Origin of the sequence: Halostella sp. PRR32, assembly GCF_034808085.1 — an archaeon.
Taxonomy (GTDB): domain Archaea; phylum Halobacteriota; class Halobacteria; order Halobacteriales; family Natronoarchaeaceae; genus Halostella; species Halostella pelagica.
The window spans coordinates 1-14,340 of record NZ_JAXHGL010000008.1 but is presented as its reverse complement, the minus strand read 5'-3'; the positions used below and the strand labels follow the sequence as shown (position 1 = coordinate 14,340).

The window sequence follows — 14,340 nt, the reverse complement described above, 5'->3', positions numbered from 1 at the left end:
GTCGTTGTCCGATTTTCTCCCCGACAGACAGTCAGGTCACCCGCCGAACAGTTCCCGAGCGTTACACCACTGGGTGGCGTACGAGTGGTACTCCGATGACGACCACTGACCACGAACTCCGCGAGCGCATCGAACGCGTGGAAACCGCCGAAAGCGGCGACACGGATCTGCTCACGCTCGCAGTTCCGCCGGACCGGTCACTCGGCGCGGTCCGCGAGGAGATAGAGGAGGACCACGCCGAGGCCGAATACCTGGACGCGGACCACGCTAGCCATGCGGACCGGGACGCTCTCGAACGCGCTCGGCGGGTCCTGCTGGAGTACGATGCGCTCCCGGAGAACGGCCTCGTCGTGTACGCCGGCGACGTCGGCGGCGAGACTGTCTCGCACGTCTTCGACGACCTCCCACACCCCGTCGCGGAGTGGACGTACGGGTTCGACAACGAGTTCGACGCCGACCCGCTTGACGGCGCGACGATGCCCGAATCGACCGACGGTCTGGTCGTCGTGGAACGCGGCGCTGCCGTCTTGGGCCGTCTCGTCGGCGACGACCTGACCGTCGAGGAGCGACTGGAGAGTCAGGTGATGGGCAAGACGCGAGCGGGCGGCCAGTCGGCGGCCCGGTTCGAACGGGAGCGGGAGCGACAGAAAGAGGCCTTTTTCGGCGAGGTGGCCGACGAGGCAAAGCGCGCGTTCCTCGGCGACGATCCGGTCGACCGCCTGCTAGTCGGCGGAACGACGGTAACGGCCGACGCGTTTCTGGAGGGCGACTACCTCGACTACCGACTCGAAGAGCGGATCGAGGGCGGCACGTTCCCGGTCGAGTACGCCTCGGAGCAGGGGCTTCGCCAACTCGTCGACCGGGCCGAAGAGGAACTGCTCGACCCCGAGCAGCGGGCCGCACGCGACGCCGTAGACGAGTTTTACACCGCACTGAAAGAGGACGGCGAGACGGTCGTGTACGGGCGCGACGTGACCGAGGAGGCCCTGGAGTTCGGAGCCGTCGAGACGATGCTGCTCGCCGATTCGATGTCCGTCGAAGACGTGACCGAACTGGAGGAGGCGGCGGCCGAAGAGGGGGGCGAGACGGTCGTCGTTTCGACGGACTTCGAGGGCGGTCAGCGCTTCGCGGAGGCCTTCGGCGGCGTCGGCGCACTCCTCCGGTTTCCTATCGAGTGACGGAGACGTTCCGGTCTCAGCGGCAGGTTCTTTGTCCCGGGCGCGGATACACCGTCATGGTTCCTATCGGCGGTACGGCACCGGATTTCACGCTCTCCGGCGTCGAGGGGCGCGAGCCGGAGATGTACGAACTGGTCCGCTTCGTCGAGGACGTAGCGGGGGCGGTTCTCGCGTTCGTTCCGTCCGCCCACGCCCCGGTCTGTCGGGACGAACTCCGGGCGCTCGGCGAGTCGGGGTGGGCCGAGAGAGACGACGTGCTCGTGTGGGCTCTCACGGGCGATAGCGTCTTCGCGAACGCGAGAGCGTACGAGGACCTCGCGCTCGACTATCCCGTACTCAGCGACTTCCACGCCGGCGTCGCCGACGCGTACGGCGTCCGCCTGGACGACTGGCACGGCCACCGCGACATCCCCGGTCGGGCGCTGTTCGTGGTAGACTCCGATTGGACGGTTCGACACGCCCGGTCGTTCGCCGATCCGTTCGAAGTGCCGGACGAGTCGCCGTTCGGGGGTGCCGCCGCGGTGCTCGCCGAACTGGGCGTCGCCGTCGACGCGCCCGAAGTCGAGTACCGCGCGGAGCAGTGATACCGTCGGACGGAGGTCCACGACGACTGTCGACACGCCGAGATATCGAACCTCGTCACGACGCTCCGTCAAACAGTATGACCCGAGCGGACCCGTCACCGGCGGGGAGCGTCCCGCGGGTTTCGCAAATATTGTAAATAGAAAAGGGTTTCAGACGACCCGTCGCAGGATCGTTTATGAAAGTCCGCATCGGTCAGGCGGCCAGCGAGGAAGAGGCTTCCGCCATCGCGGCGGCGCTCGCGGAACACGTCGGCGACTCCGTGGAGGTGTACGCGGGCGACGACGACGAACTCGTCGCTAGCCACGAGGTTACCGACAGCGGCGACGACGCGCCGGCGGAGACGGACGACCTGGGACCGACGGAACGCGAGGAGAAAATCCGGGAGGAGATAGCGGACATCGAGGCGGGCGGTCCGAAGAAGTACCGCGACCGCCTCGAAGAGCAGGGGAAGCTGTTCGTCCGCGACCGGCTCGACCTCTGGTTCGGCGACGAGGACGACGCGGACGGGACCAGCGGCGAGACCGGGTCCGGTGCCGCCGGCGGTATCCACTTCGAGGACGGGAAGTTCGCCAACTTCGACGCCTGGCACCCCGACGGAACGGACGGGAGCGAGGACGACGGCGACCGCCTACCGGGCGACGGTCTACTGACCGGTGCGGCCGAGTTCGAAGGCCGAGACCTCCACTTCATGGCCAACGACTTCACCGTGAAGGCAGGGAGCATGGCCGAGAAAGGCGTCGAGAAGTTCCTCAGGATGCAACAGCGCGCGCTCAAGAGCGGGCGACCCGTGCTGTACCTGATGGACTCCTCCGGCGCGCGGATAGACCAGCAGCGGGGTTTCTTCGCCAACCGTGAGGGGATCGGAAAGTACTACTACAACCACTCGATGCTCTCCGGGCGCGTTCCACAGATCTGCGTGCTCTACGGCCCCTGCATCGCCGGCGCGGCCTACACTCCAGTCTTCTCCGATTTCACGGTGATGGTAGAGGGCGTGAGCGCGATGGCTATCGCCAGCCCCCGGATGGTCAAGATGGTCACCGGCGAGGACATCGACATGCAGGACCTAGGCGGAGCGAAGGTCCACGCCGAACACTCCGGCAGCGCGGACCTGGTGGCACGCGACGAGGAACACGCCCGGGAACTCGTCGCCCAGTTGGTCACGTACCTCCCCGACAGTGCGGACGACGACCCACCGCGCAGCGAACCGAAACCCCCGAAGCTGTCGCCGCAGGGTATCGACTCCGTCATCCCGGAGAGCCCGAACAAGGGGTACGACATGGAGGACCTCATCGACCGCGTCGTCGACAGCGGGTCTTACTTCCCCCTCCAACGCGACTACGGAGAGGAGATCATCACCGCGTTCGCCCGCATCGACGGTCGACCGGTCGGCATCGTCGCCAACCAGCCGGCACACCGGGCAGGCGCCATCTTCCCGGACGCTGCGGAGAAGGCCGCCGGGTTCATCTGGACGTGCGACGCGTACAACATCCCGCTGCTGTACCTCTGTGACACGCCCGGATTCATGGCCGGGTCGCAGGTAGAGAAAGACGCCATCCTGGAGAAGGGCAAGAAGTTCATCTACGCGACGTCATCCGCGACGGTGCCGAAACAGACCGTCGTCGCCCGCAAGGCGTACGGCGCGGGCATCTACGCGATGGGCGGTCCGGCCTACGACCCCGAATCGACGATCGCACTCCCCAGCGGCGAGATCGCGGTCATGGGTCCCGAAGCGGCCATCAACGCGGTGTATCGCCGGAAGATAGACGAGATCGATGACGAGGCCGAACGCGAGCGGTTCGTCGAGGAAAAGCGCGAGGAGTACCGCCACGACATCGACGCCCACCGGATGGCGAGCGAGGTCGTCATCGACGACATCGTCCCGCCGAGCGAACTCCGCGACGAACTCGCCGCGCGGTTCGCGTTCTACGAGGGCGTCGAAAAGGAACTCCCCGACAAGAAACACGGGACGATACTCTAGTCGTCCTCCGCGCCGGACTTCTCGCCCCGTAACTCGACGGTGTCGTGGCGCACGACGAACGGTCCGGCACCGAGGGTGCGGCGAGCGACGACGGTGCTACGGATGAGAAACGAAGTGAAGACGATGTACGGTGCCAGGGCGAACGTGTACGCGAAGATGACGTAGATCATCAGCGGGTCGACGCCGAGTATCTGTACGTCGGGTATCTGGGCGGCGTCGAGCGCAAGCAGGAAATGCGACAGGAAGACGATCGCGGGCAACGAAACGTACAACAGCGTGTTCGAGAGGTTCGCGAACTCCTGCTCGTAGTAGAGCGTCTTGAAGTACCCCCGTCCGGTCGCGAAATACTTCAGCGCCTCGAGGAACTCGCCGATTATCTCGTCCGCTGCCTCCGGGAGAACGTCGTCGTGTTTCGCGCGTAGTTGTCGCACCGCGTACAGCTGCCAGGAGTAATCGTAGCTCAACCCGGCCAGAAGGATGTCCGCCGTGCCCGAGGAGTCACCTTCCAGTTGGGTATCCACCTCGTCGATGTGAGTGAGCACTTTCGCGGTGAACGCGTTAACGTCGGCCTGTAGCTCGTCGTCCGGAACCTCGGCGCAGATCTCCTGTAGGTCAGTTACCCGGTCCGAGAGGGTATCGAGCAAGACGTCGAGAAACGCCGGCGGCGTCGTCGGCGCGACGCCCTCGCTGACGTACTCCTCGATACTGCGGCTGAACTCCATCGACGATTCGACCCGGCCCTGTTGCTGTTCCAGCGACGTTAGCTCCTGTGACAGGACGATAGAGTTGACCGAGACGACGATGGAGACCAGCAGGATGATCCCCGAAAGCATCGTGTTGAACAGCGTCTGGACGGTCGTCGTCTCGGTCAGTAGCGTGCGCATCTCGAGCGGCCGGAACATTCCCCACGCGAAAAGCGAGATGAACACGACGGCGAGCAAGACGAGTGCAACGGCGAGGCGGTTTCCCGTGATCAGGAACCACTGCCGGAACCCGGTCTCCTCCTCTAACCTGAGAAACGAGGGGACGTGCTCGTCGAGGTCGATCTCCTCGATCGCCTCTCGTTCCTCCGCCAGTACCTCCCGTCGATCACTCATTTTCGGTGCGGTGTACGAGTACCACGCCGACTGCGAAAAGATCGCGGACCTACCGCTCGCTGATCATAACTGTCCGGAGAACTCGTCAGTGGCGCTCAGAGCGTCGCAAACCGGTGGACCGATATTCCCGATGCAGGTCAGCGAAAGACCGAGATGAATTACGATCCCTCTCAGGCGTCAGGCGCTTTTTTCGCCAGCACGGTCCGGTCGAATTCACAGACGAGTTCGTCCTCGCGGTTGACCGCGTACGCTTCGACGTGCATGGTGACGACGCCGCGCTCACCGTCGCTCGTCTCCCGTTTGTCCGTCACCGTCGACTGTACGCGGAGCGTATCGCCGTGAAAAACCGGAGCGGGATGTTCTACGTCGTCGTACGAGAGGTTAGCGACGATAGTGCCGTCGGTCGTTTCCGGGATGGTCAGCCCCACCGCGAGACTCATCGTATACAGGCCGTTGACGAGGCGTTCGCCGAACTGCGTGTCCGCGGAGAACTCGGCGTCCAGATGGAGCGGTTGCTGGTTCATCGTCATATCGCAGAACGCCTGGTTGTCCCGTTCGCTCACCGTCCGCCGCTTGTCGTGTTCGATGGTCTCGCCGACCTCGAACTGCTCGTAGTACCGGCCGGGCATAGATCCGACCGACGGGAACCGGGAAGAAAAGCGCACCGACTTTCATACCGTTGCCCGCCCGTGAGTGATTCCGCCGTGACGGCTCCGTCATCACGAGCCGACAGAATCAGTCGGCTTCGACGTGAACGCGATTGATGCTCAGGTGCAGGTGAGTGACCCGCGGGATCGACTCGTCGACCGGCAGGGGGTCAACGCCTCGCAGGGCCTCGTCGAAGTGAATGGATCCCTGTCGGATGTCCGCTTGACCGCCCACGATACCGCCGTACACTTCGACGTGGTTGTCGATGCTGACGCCGCCGGATCCGTCACCGGTCGTCGGAGCGTAGATCGCACCGATGTACTCCGGGCTATTGCCGTTCCCGTTCCCGTCGAAGTCGACGTCCGTCTCGGGCGTTCCGTACACCCACATCTTGGTGGAGTTGTCCTTGGGGACGTACACGGACGCCTGATCGTTCATCGTCAAGTCGTCGAGGATGTAGATGCGGACGGTTCCCTGACCGTCGACGGTGATGTTCGCGTCCTCGTCCATCGTGAGGCTGTCCTCGACGCCGACGTAGATGTTGCCGTCCGTCGTGTCGAAGGTCAGGTTATCGCCGTTGCTCATCGCCAGGTCGCCGTCGACGTAGTACCGCCGACCGTCAGGATCGCTGGGAAGCGTTATATCGCCCCCGTTGTTCCCGAAGTCGAGTCGGTCGTTACTCGTAAAGGCCCAACCTTCCTCGTTGTTGTCGTTGATTGTCCCGTTGCTGAACTGGTCGACTCGACCTTCCACGTACGCTCGAATGGTCGGGGTGCTGTTGACCGACGCGTTGTTCGCTATCCATCCGTCCACAGCACCTGCCTTGAACTTGTTGCCTCTCACGCCGCCGTAGGAGACGTTTCCTGTGATCGTGGCGGCGGACGCCTGGATCGCGATGTCGCTGCCGACGATGATGTCTCCGTACACCTCGCCGTTGCTCTGGACGTCGACGTTGCCGGCCGTCCGGATCGACCCGTTTTCAGTGTTCTGGGCGGCGTAGGTGGCTTTCGAGGAGTTGTAACTGTCGACTGTCGCAGTCCCGCCCCCAGCACCGATAGTGAGGTCCGTGTCCGACCCGGTCTGGAACAGGCCCTGCTGGAGGCTATCGCGGTCCCGAGGCGAAATGAGAACGATACTGACCTCCTTGTTTGCGTGATCGTAGTCCGCGATCCCACCGGTCAACTGTTCGAGGTAGTCCCCCCAGGCCAGATAATACTCGCTCTGGATGGTGAGTCTGATCTGTCCGCTCAGGATGGGGTTCGAGCGGTTCTCGTTACCGCGAATCGGATACCGGAGTTCGGTTCCGTTATCGGAGATGGTGAGCGAGTCGCCCGACGATCTGTTCCCGTCGATTAGCGTCAGCGGTATCGTCGAGGTCGGGTTGTCCTGTTCGCCCCCCTCGTAGTGAATGTCCGGTCGGGAGAGCATTCGGCTGCTGTTTTCAGTCGACCGCCAGACGCCACCGCCCTGGTAGGCGATCCGTTCGCCGTCTATCTCGTAAACGACCTGCCCGAGTTCCTCGTCGAGTAGCACCTGTTTCACATTGCCCGTCGTCTCGTTTTCGACGGTGATATTTACGCTGCCTGCCTGGGGTTCGACCCACGTCTCGCCGGCGTCTGAGTCCGTGACCTGAATCTCCTCCGTGTTGTTCGACCCCGCGGCGACGCGGTTCGCCTTGGAGTCTATCTGTGCGAGGGCGTTCTCAGCGTTCTCCAGTTCCGCGTCGTCCTGCGACTCCGATATCGCAGTCGACCCGACGAGAAAGACGGTAGCGGCACCGGTAACAGTGAGACCGACGAGAAGGACAACAGCGATGACTGACGACTGTGCGTGTTCCGCGTCCCGAAGCGATTCGACGGAACTGCCACCGCCAGTCGTCATCGTATCAGTAGCCCGGTCTGTCCCGTCGTCCGAAATTTGTGCCGAATTAGTATCTCTCATTATCTCTCTGCGGCATTGATATCGTTTAATCCCCCGCTGTCGCTCGATACCCTCGCCAGTCTGCTATCTCACCGAGACTGAGGTGTCGGATCTACGTAAGTATACCTCATCTGTTAATAATGAACGGAGATGATTTATCCGAGAATGGGGAGGGAATTATACTGGCTGAGTTGCGATGTCTGTCCGAGAACGCACGACAGTCCGCATAGTTTGATAGCCTTCCTCGGCGAATCGGAGATATGGCACGAAGAAGCGTCCTGTTCAGTCCGGGAGACCAACCAGACCTTCTCCGAAAAGCGCCCGGAACGGGCACGGATGTCGTCGTATTCGACCTCGAAGACGCCGTCGCTCCGGCGAGGAAATCCGACGCTCGAACGGCAGTCCACGACGTTCTCGCCGACCCGGAGTTCGATCCCGAATGTGAGGTGTGGGTTCGCGTCAATCCAGTCGGTACGGAGGCCGACGACGACATCGAAGCGGTGTTTTCCGACGAGGCGATCGGACGGGTCGACGGGGTTTTGCTTCCGAAAGTGAGCGACGAAGACGACGTGCGAACGCTCGACAGGATACTGAACGAACACGACCGGTCCCTGCCGGTTATGGCGCTCGTCGAGTCGGCCGCCGGCGTGTTACACGCGGAGTCGATCGCCGCTGCCGACCCGACGGACGCGTTACTGTTCGGGGCGGAAGACCTGTCCGCCGACGTGGGTGCGACGCGAACGAGCGATGGGACCGAAGTGCTGTACGCTCGTGAACACGTAGTCTTGGCCGCCAGCGCGGCCGGCATCGACGCTATCGACACTGTACACACGGATATCGAGGACGCCGACGGTCTCCGCGAGGCGACGCAGTTCGCCGTCGAACTGGGGTACGACGGGAAGATGGCGATCCATCCGTCGCAGGTCGACCCGATAAACGACGCGTTCACGCCGGACGAGGGGCGCATTCAGTGGGCGCGCCGTATCGTCGAGGCGACGAGCGATGCGGACGACGGGGTCGTCCGTGTCGATGATGAGATGGTCGACGCACCGCTTATACAACAAGCCGAACGCGTCCTCGAACGGGCGCACGCCGCCGGAGATGTCGATTTTGATTGATTCTGTACCTCGTACGTCCCGGTATGCGTATTTGGGGTTGAAGGTACGATATTCATGGCGTTCCCAATACCTTTTACCCGGAGTGGCCGACCATCAAAGTATGACAGGGGAAACCAACCCGTTCGAAAGTCTACAGGAGCAAATCGACGATGCCGCGGCGCATCTCGATATCAGTGAGGGCATCCAAACCCGCCTCAAAAACCCGGAGCGCGTCCTCGAGACCAACCTTTCCGTCGAGATGGACGACGGGTCCATCGAGGTGTTTCGCGCCTACCGGTCGCAGTTCAACGGCGACCGCGGGCCGTACAAGGGGGGTATCCGCTACCACCCGGGCGTCAACCGCGACGAGGTGAAGGCGCTCTCCGGGTGGATGGTGTACAAGTGTGCGACCGTCGGCATCCCGTACGGCGGCGGCAAGGGAGGAATCCCGATCGACCCGAACGAGTACAGCGAGAGCGAACTGGAACGTCTCACCCGCTCGTTCGCGAAGGAACTCCGTCCGCTCATCGGCGAGGACCGCGACATCCCCGCTCCGGACGTAAACACCGGGCAGCGAGAGATGAACTGGATCAAGGACACGTACGAGACGCTGGAGAACACGACCGCGCCGGGCGTCATCACCGGCAAGGACATTTCCAGCGGCGGCAGCGCCGGCCGCGTCGAGGCGACCGGCCGCTCGACTGTCATCGCCGCCCGCGAGGCGTTCGAGTATCTCGACCGCGACATCTCGGACGCCACCGTTGCCGTCCAGGGCTACGGGAACGCCGGATGGATCACGGCCAAGCTCGTCGCCGAACTCGGCGCGACCGTCGTCGCCGTCTCCGACTCCAGTGGCGGTATCTACAGCGAGGACGGCTTCGACCCCGTCGCCGCCAAGGACCACAAGCGCGAGACCGGCAGCGTGGTCGGCTTCCCCCAGGCTGACGAGGAGATCTCCAACGACGACCTCCTCACCCTCGATGTGGACCTGCTCGTTCCGGCGGCCCTCGAGAACGCTATCGACGGCGACCTCGCCGAAGAGGTCTCCGCCGATCTCATCTCTGAGGCGGCCAACGGCCCGCTCACTCCCGAGGCAGACGACGTGCTCACAGAGAAAGACGTTACCGTCGTCCCCGACATCCTCGCGAACGCCGGCGGCGTCACCGTCTCGTACTTCGAGTGGGTCCAGAACCGTCAGCGTTTCTACTGGTCCGAGGAGAAGGTCAACGACGAACTCGAAGGGATCATCGTCGACGCCTTCGACGACCTGACCACCGCGTTCGAGACGCACGACCTTCCGAACTTCCGAACGGCCGCCTACGTCGTCGCCATCCAGCGCGTGCTGGACGCGTATGAGCAGTCCGGGAACTGGCCATAGAAAGCCCGTGAGCGGCTGGCGGTTGAAAATCGGTTTGTGATTCTCGCTACGGTCCGCCAGTTTGCGCGAGTCACCGGGAGAGCGTTGCTCTCCCGAACCGTCACTCGCTCCGCTCGCGAAGACGCCGGCGGTCGCCGCGACACGCTCCGAGTACCTGCCCTTCCCCGTCCGCTGGCGCTGTTCGCTATCGCTCACAGACGCCAGCGTGGCCGAGTGGTTTGGCTCTCTTTACCAGTCGCTGCTCTCCTCTCGCACCGCAAAACGGCGTGACGGCTAGTCGGCCGTCGCGTTCGGTTGCGCCGCGTCCGATCGGTCGGTCGGTTCGTCGGACTCCGTGGCAGTCTTTTCGGCGGTCAGCGGGCTTCGCTGGTCGATCTGGCAGTCGAACGCCGGATGTTCGGCGAAATGCCGAACCATCATGTGTCTGCGCGACCCGGTGATCCCGGTGTGTTCGACGTCCGATGCGTCGAACTGGTCGGGCAGGCGGTCGTACAGGCGTTTGACGGCGTCGAAGCTCTCGAACACTTTCGCGTTGCCCGAGGAGTCCGCACTGCGGCGACTCACCTCGTAGGACCCGTCCTCTCGGAACGTTCCCGCCGTCCGGAAGAACTCGCGGGTCTCCGTGACCGCGTCGCTGATGGCCTCTCGCAGCGCAACAGCGTCGCTACGGGGTAATTCGTGTTCGTCGTCGTCGACTTCGATTACGACCGACTCGCCGTCGTCTGTCGTGGATACCGATACCTCATCGCCGGAGAAGAACTCGATCAGGAGCGGAAGTACTCCGTGTCATGCAACAGTAGTTCGTGAGGGGATGCTTAAAACTCTATCGGCCCGTTGTTTACGCCCGGGGCACACTCCGCGAAACGTTTTCGGTCCTGTCGTCGGTTCCGTTCTCGCTCCCGAGGAGGTCCGTTTCGATCGTCTCTTCGTGCGTGAGTTCGTTCAGCGGCACCCTGATTTCGACCGTCTCGCCAGTTATCGACGACGGGTCATCGAGTTGGACCGTCGCCTCGAACTCGATGCGGAGTTCGGTCACCTCGTCGTTACGGACGTGCGTCACCCACCAGTCGTCGAGGTTCTCGTTCCGGATCGCGGTGCGCGTGGATATCCGTTCGGTCGTTCCCGGCGCGATGACGTACTCCTCCCGACTCGTCCCTTCGCCGACCGTCACGTCGTTCATCGTGATCTCGTATCTCATCTCGGTAACGGTGTAGGGGACGGATTTGGGATTGTACGCGACGAACGACGTATCGATAGGCGTCTCCGATTCAGTGACTTCCCCCCAGTCGCCGCGGGTTTGGTTGACGTACAGCACCGGGTCGTCGACGAGCAGGGTGCTACCGTTGATCGGACGGGTCTCGTTGGAGTTGAACCGCTCTATCATGCTGGTGTTTATCGTCCGCTCTCGTTCGATGGGGACGGCCTGTCCTGCTGCTTGCACCTCTGCGTCGATAGCGACCTCCGTCTGCTCGTCGTTGCGGACGTGAGAGACCCACCAGTCCGGGATCCGCTTGTTGTCCATGTACGTCTCCAGATGAACTGTGCTCCTCCCGGTACAGATGTCGATGTCGTCTTTCGTTCCTTCCGCCATTTCCACGTCGTTCATCCGAATCGCGTACTCGGCTGAGACGCCCACGAACCCGGTCCCGAACGGGTTGGGATTGTCCAGCGTGAGGTCCGTCGCGACGACCGTCGTCGTCTCGTTGGTCTCGCCGAACTCGTTGTCGACGCTTTCGAGGCTCGGAACCCCGAACACGCCGAGACCGACGGTCGCACCGAGGGCTACCACGAGAGCCCCGACAGCTGTCACGGCGATCCGGGCTTTGCTACCCAGTAACGCCGATTTGAGCCAGGTACTATCCATCGTACCGGGGATAGCCGCCGTCCGGTATATGCTTTCTCAATAGTATGAACTAAGTTCCCGCCGTTGGAAGGAACGGGTATGACTACAGATACCGTCGTATCGGACAAGGGGATCGGATTTGCGATGTTGTTCTCGTTCCTCGCCGCGGGCGGGGCCGTCGCCATGTTCGCCGGAGCGCCGGAACAGACGGCCGCCTGGGGCTTTGCCGCCGCTATGTTGTTCGCTTCGCTCGCAATCGCTTACATCCACCTCTACTGGTGAGTCCGAACCACAGAAATGGTTATACGTATCACTGCCCTACATTGGAGTGAATACGATGACTGAGTACACCGAAGAGGAACGACGCATCCTCGCTTACCTCCGCGAGAGCGTCTCCCGGGGTGAGCAGTATTTCCGGGCGAAAAACATCGCCGACGCCATCGAGCTATCGGCGAAGCAGGTCGGTGTGCGTCTGCCGCGCCTCGCGGAGAAGAGCGACGAGGTCGATATCGAAAAGTGGGGCCGGGCACGTTCGACGACGTGGAAGGTCACCCAGAGCTAACGTTCCAGCGGACTTTTATCACTACAGGTCGGACCTTCTACCATGACTGTCCGGGTTGAGCGGACGTTCGAGTTCGACGTGTCGCCCGAGCGCGTCTGGAAATTCATCGCCGACCCGGAGAAACGCGCTCGCTCGATAAGCGTCGTCACCGACTTCGAACTGAAAGAAAACGACGGCCGAGAGGCGTTCTGGTACGTCGACCTCCCCATACCCCTGCTCGACGCGTCGGCTAAGGTTCGGACGGAAGACGTCGAACGGGACCCGCCACGGTACGTGAAGTTCGTCGGTCGGTCCAAGATAATGCGCGTTAGCGGCGAACACGAGATTCGGCCGACCGAGAACGGGAGCCGGTTGATCAACACGTTCATCGTGGACGGCCGCCTCCCCGGGGTCGAGCGCTTCTTCGAACGCAACCTAGACAAAGAACTGGACAACCTGGAGACGGCGCTCCGGGCCGACTTCGGCGTCGAAGCATGAAGGTCGCGCTCGCACAGATCCGGATCGAGAGCGGCGAGGTGACTGCCAACGTCGAGCGCGCCGAACAGGCCATCGCGACTGCCGCCGCTGACGGCGCCGACCTCGTTGCGCTCCCGGAGATCTTCAACGTCGGCTACTTCGCCTTCGACCTCTACCACCGCCACGCGGAGCCGCTCGACGGTGAGACGCTCACGCGGATAGCCGACGCTGCCGACGACCACGGCATCGGCGTCCTCGCCGGGAGTATCGTTGAGGACCTGGAAGCGACGGACACAGCGTACACCCCGGCCGACGATGGGCTGGCCAACACGTCCGTCCTGTTCGACCGCTCCGGCGAGCGCCGCCTCGTCTACCGGAAACACCACCTGTTCGGCTACGAATCCGCCGAAAACGAACTGCTCGTCCCCGGCGACCGCGTCCAGGTCGCCTCTTTCGAGGACCACACGGTCGCGGTCACCACCTGCTACGACCTCCGGTTCCCCGAGCTGTACCGCGAGTTCGCCGACGACGTGACGCTCACGCTCGTCCCGAGCGCCTGGCCGTATCCGCGGGTCGAACACTGGCGGACGCTCTCGCGGGCCCGCGCCATCGAGAACCAGTTCTACGTGGCGACGATAAACGGCAGTGGCGCGTTCGACGACGCGGAACTACTGGGTCGGTCGACCGTCTACGACCCCTGGGGCACGCCGGTCGCCAGTAGCGACGACGATCCGACGCTCGTCACCGCCAACGCCGACCCCGACGCGGTCACAGGCGTCCGAACGGAGTTCCCCGCCCTGCGCGACCGTCGCCGCGACTAAGACCGTGGGTTTATTGGGGTTCATGCCGTACTCCTGTATGCCGGTATCCGACGCTTTTCACGTCGAACCGGCAAGCCCGTCGCGCTCGCGTCCACGTCCACTTCCGGAACCGCCCGGGCGGTTCCGATCCGGGGCGTCCCGACCGCATCTTCCATCCTCGTCCTCTTTCCGTACGACACGACCCGGAGTAACTTCGCCGGCGGCGGTATCGAGCGAGGTCGCCGCGCGTTCGCATCTGTGCGTAGCTATCTGGTCATTTTGGTCATCTCCGTCCGCTCCTGGCAGCTCTCCGACTCGTGAGTCGGACGAGCATTGCTGGCACGCCCTTCGCAGTGCTCGTCGGTGGATTCTCTTTGTCCGCGAGTTCGAGACCGCAGTTCAGACGCGACCTTTGCTCGGGTCTTCACCGCTCAGCCGTCGGATTCTACGAAGGATAGACCGCCGGTCGGTGACGGCCCGACCAGCTCTTACCGCTCACTCGTCGCCGTCTCCGGGTGCGATCACGGCTCGCACACGCTCTGCAGTACTCGCCGATTACTCGTCGCCCTCAGTCTTGATGTCCGCCGAGAGGCCCTGGGCCATTTCGATCTCTTTGGAGTTGTTGAGGGTGAAGGCGGTGCGTTCGGTGACGGCTTCGATGACTTCGCGGGCACTGGGGTAGCCGTTGCCGGATTTCTTGACGCCGCCGAACGGCAACTGGACCTCCGCGCCGATACACGGCAGGTTCGCGTACGCCAGCCCGATCTCCGCGTGGTCGCGGAACCGGTGGATCTGCCG

At 63.1% G+C, this 14,340-nt stretch carries 15 protein-coding genes; 9 read left to right on the top strand and 6 right to left on the bottom strand.

Features of this window, described 5'->3' with window-relative positions:
• Positions 1-95: 95 nt before the first annotated feature.
• From SM753_RS18665 to SM753_RS18655, 3 genes are all read left to right on the top strand, one after another.
• Positions 96-1,178, top strand: coding sequence for a Vms1/Ankzf1 family peptidyl-tRNA hydrolase (locus SM753_RS18665; RefSeq protein WP_323192666.1), 1,083 nt, complete (start codon positions 96-98; stop codon positions 1,176-1,178).
• Positions 1,179-1,234: 56 nt separating this feature from the next.
• The gene (locus SM753_RS18660; RefSeq protein WP_323192665.1) at positions 1,235-1,762 is read left to right on the top strand and encodes a redoxin domain-containing protein; all 528 of its coding nucleotides are present in this window, start codon (positions 1,235-1,237) and stop codon (positions 1,760-1,762) included.
• A 176-nt stretch (positions 1,763-1,938) separates the two neighbouring features.
• Positions 1,939-3,741 carry an acyl-CoA carboxylase subunit beta gene (locus SM753_RS18655; RefSeq protein ID WP_323192664.1) on the top strand — a complete coding sequence of 601 codons (1,803 nt, stop codon included), beginning with the start codon at positions 1,939-1,941 and terminating at the stop codon, positions 3,739-3,741.
• Here SM753_RS18655 and SM753_RS18650 read toward each other — a convergent pair.
• The 3 genes from SM753_RS18650 to SM753_RS18640 all read right to left on the bottom strand — a co-directional run bounded on the left by SM753_RS18650 (position 3,738) and on the right by SM753_RS18640 (position 7,427).
• Positions 3,738-4,838 (bottom strand): hypothetical protein, encoded by a 1,101-nt coding sequence (locus SM753_RS18650; RefSeq protein WP_323192663.1) that lies wholly within the window; start codon positions 4,836-4,838, stop codon positions 3,738-3,740. The two genes, SM753_RS18655 and SM753_RS18650, sit on opposite strands and share 4 nt — an antisense overlap.
• A 170-nt stretch (positions 4,839-5,008) precedes the next feature.
• Positions 5,009-5,467, bottom strand: a complete 459-nt coding sequence (locus SM753_RS18645; protein ID WP_135535609.1) for a MaoC family dehydratase — start codon at positions 5,465-5,467, stop codon at positions 5,009-5,011.
• 106 nt (positions 5,468-5,573) lie between these two features.
• Positions 5,574-7,427 (bottom strand): hypothetical protein, encoded by a 1,854-nt coding sequence (locus SM753_RS18640; protein ID WP_323192662.1) that lies wholly within the window; start codon positions 7,425-7,427, stop codon positions 5,574-5,576.
• Positions 7,428-7,666: 239 nt separating this feature from the next.
• Between SM753_RS18640 and SM753_RS18635 the strand changes: the two genes are divergently transcribed.
• Together SM753_RS18635 and SM753_RS18630 are read left to right on the top strand one after the other, a co-directional pair.
• On the top strand, positions 7,667-8,524 hold the full coding sequence (locus tag SM753_RS18635) for a CoA ester lyase (RefSeq protein ID WP_323192661.1): 858 nt from the start codon (positions 7,667-7,669) through the stop codon (positions 8,522-8,524).
• Positions 8,525-8,624: 100 nt separating this feature from the next.
• Positions 8,625-9,881, top strand: coding sequence for a Glu/Leu/Phe/Val dehydrogenase (locus SM753_RS18630; RefSeq protein ID WP_323192660.1), 1,257 nt, complete (start codon positions 8,625-8,627; stop codon positions 9,879-9,881).
• Between the two features lie 273 nt (positions 9,882-10,154).
• On the opposite strand, the gene SM753_RS18625 is transcribed toward SM753_RS18630, so the two are convergent.
• Both SM753_RS18625 and SM753_RS18620 read right to left on the bottom strand, forming a co-directional pair.
• The gene (locus tag SM753_RS18625) at positions 10,155-10,583 is read right to left on the bottom strand and encodes a hypothetical protein (protein ID WP_369335383.1); all 429 of its coding nucleotides are present in this window, start codon (positions 10,581-10,583) and stop codon (positions 10,155-10,157) included.
• Positions 10,584-10,719: 136 nt separating this feature from the next.
• Positions 10,720-11,745 (bottom strand): LEA type 2 family protein, encoded by a 1,026-nt coding sequence (locus SM753_RS18620; protein WP_323192658.1) that lies wholly within the window; start codon positions 11,743-11,745, stop codon positions 10,720-10,722.
• Positions 11,746-11,823: 78 nt separating this feature from the next.
• On the opposite strand from SM753_RS18620, the gene SM753_RS18615 reads away from it, so the two are divergent.
• From SM753_RS18615 to SM753_RS18600, 4 genes are read left to right on the top strand one after another with little or no spacing between them, the layout of a single operon-like run.
• Positions 11,824-12,006 carry a hypothetical protein gene (locus SM753_RS18615; RefSeq protein ID WP_135535615.1) on the top strand — a complete coding sequence of 61 codons (183 nt, stop codon included), beginning with the start codon at positions 11,824-11,826 and terminating at the stop codon, positions 12,004-12,006.
• 55 nt (positions 12,007-12,061) lie between these two features.
• Positions 12,062-12,286 carry a hypothetical protein gene (locus SM753_RS18610; protein WP_121819898.1) on the top strand — a complete coding sequence of 75 codons (225 nt, stop codon included), beginning with the start codon at positions 12,062-12,064 and terminating at the stop codon, positions 12,284-12,286.
• A gap of 42 nt (positions 12,287-12,328) precedes the next feature.
• Positions 12,329-12,763 (top strand): SRPBCC family protein, encoded by a 435-nt coding sequence (locus tag SM753_RS18605; protein WP_323192657.1) that lies wholly within the window; start codon positions 12,329-12,331, stop codon positions 12,761-12,763.
• Complete coding sequence (locus tag SM753_RS18600) at positions 12,760-13,563, top strand: nitrilase-related carbon-nitrogen hydrolase (RefSeq protein ID WP_138797176.1); 804 nt, start codon at positions 12,760-12,762, stop codon at positions 13,561-13,563. The genes SM753_RS18605 and SM753_RS18600 overlap by 4 nt, the downstream gene beginning before the upstream one ends.
• A gap of 534 nt (positions 13,564-14,097) precedes the next feature.
• Here the strand turns inward: SM753_RS18600 and SM753_RS18595 are convergent.
• The coding region (locus SM753_RS18595) for an aldehyde dehydrogenase family protein (protein ID WP_323192656.1) at positions 14,098-14,340 on the bottom strand (243 nt) is incomplete at its 5' end.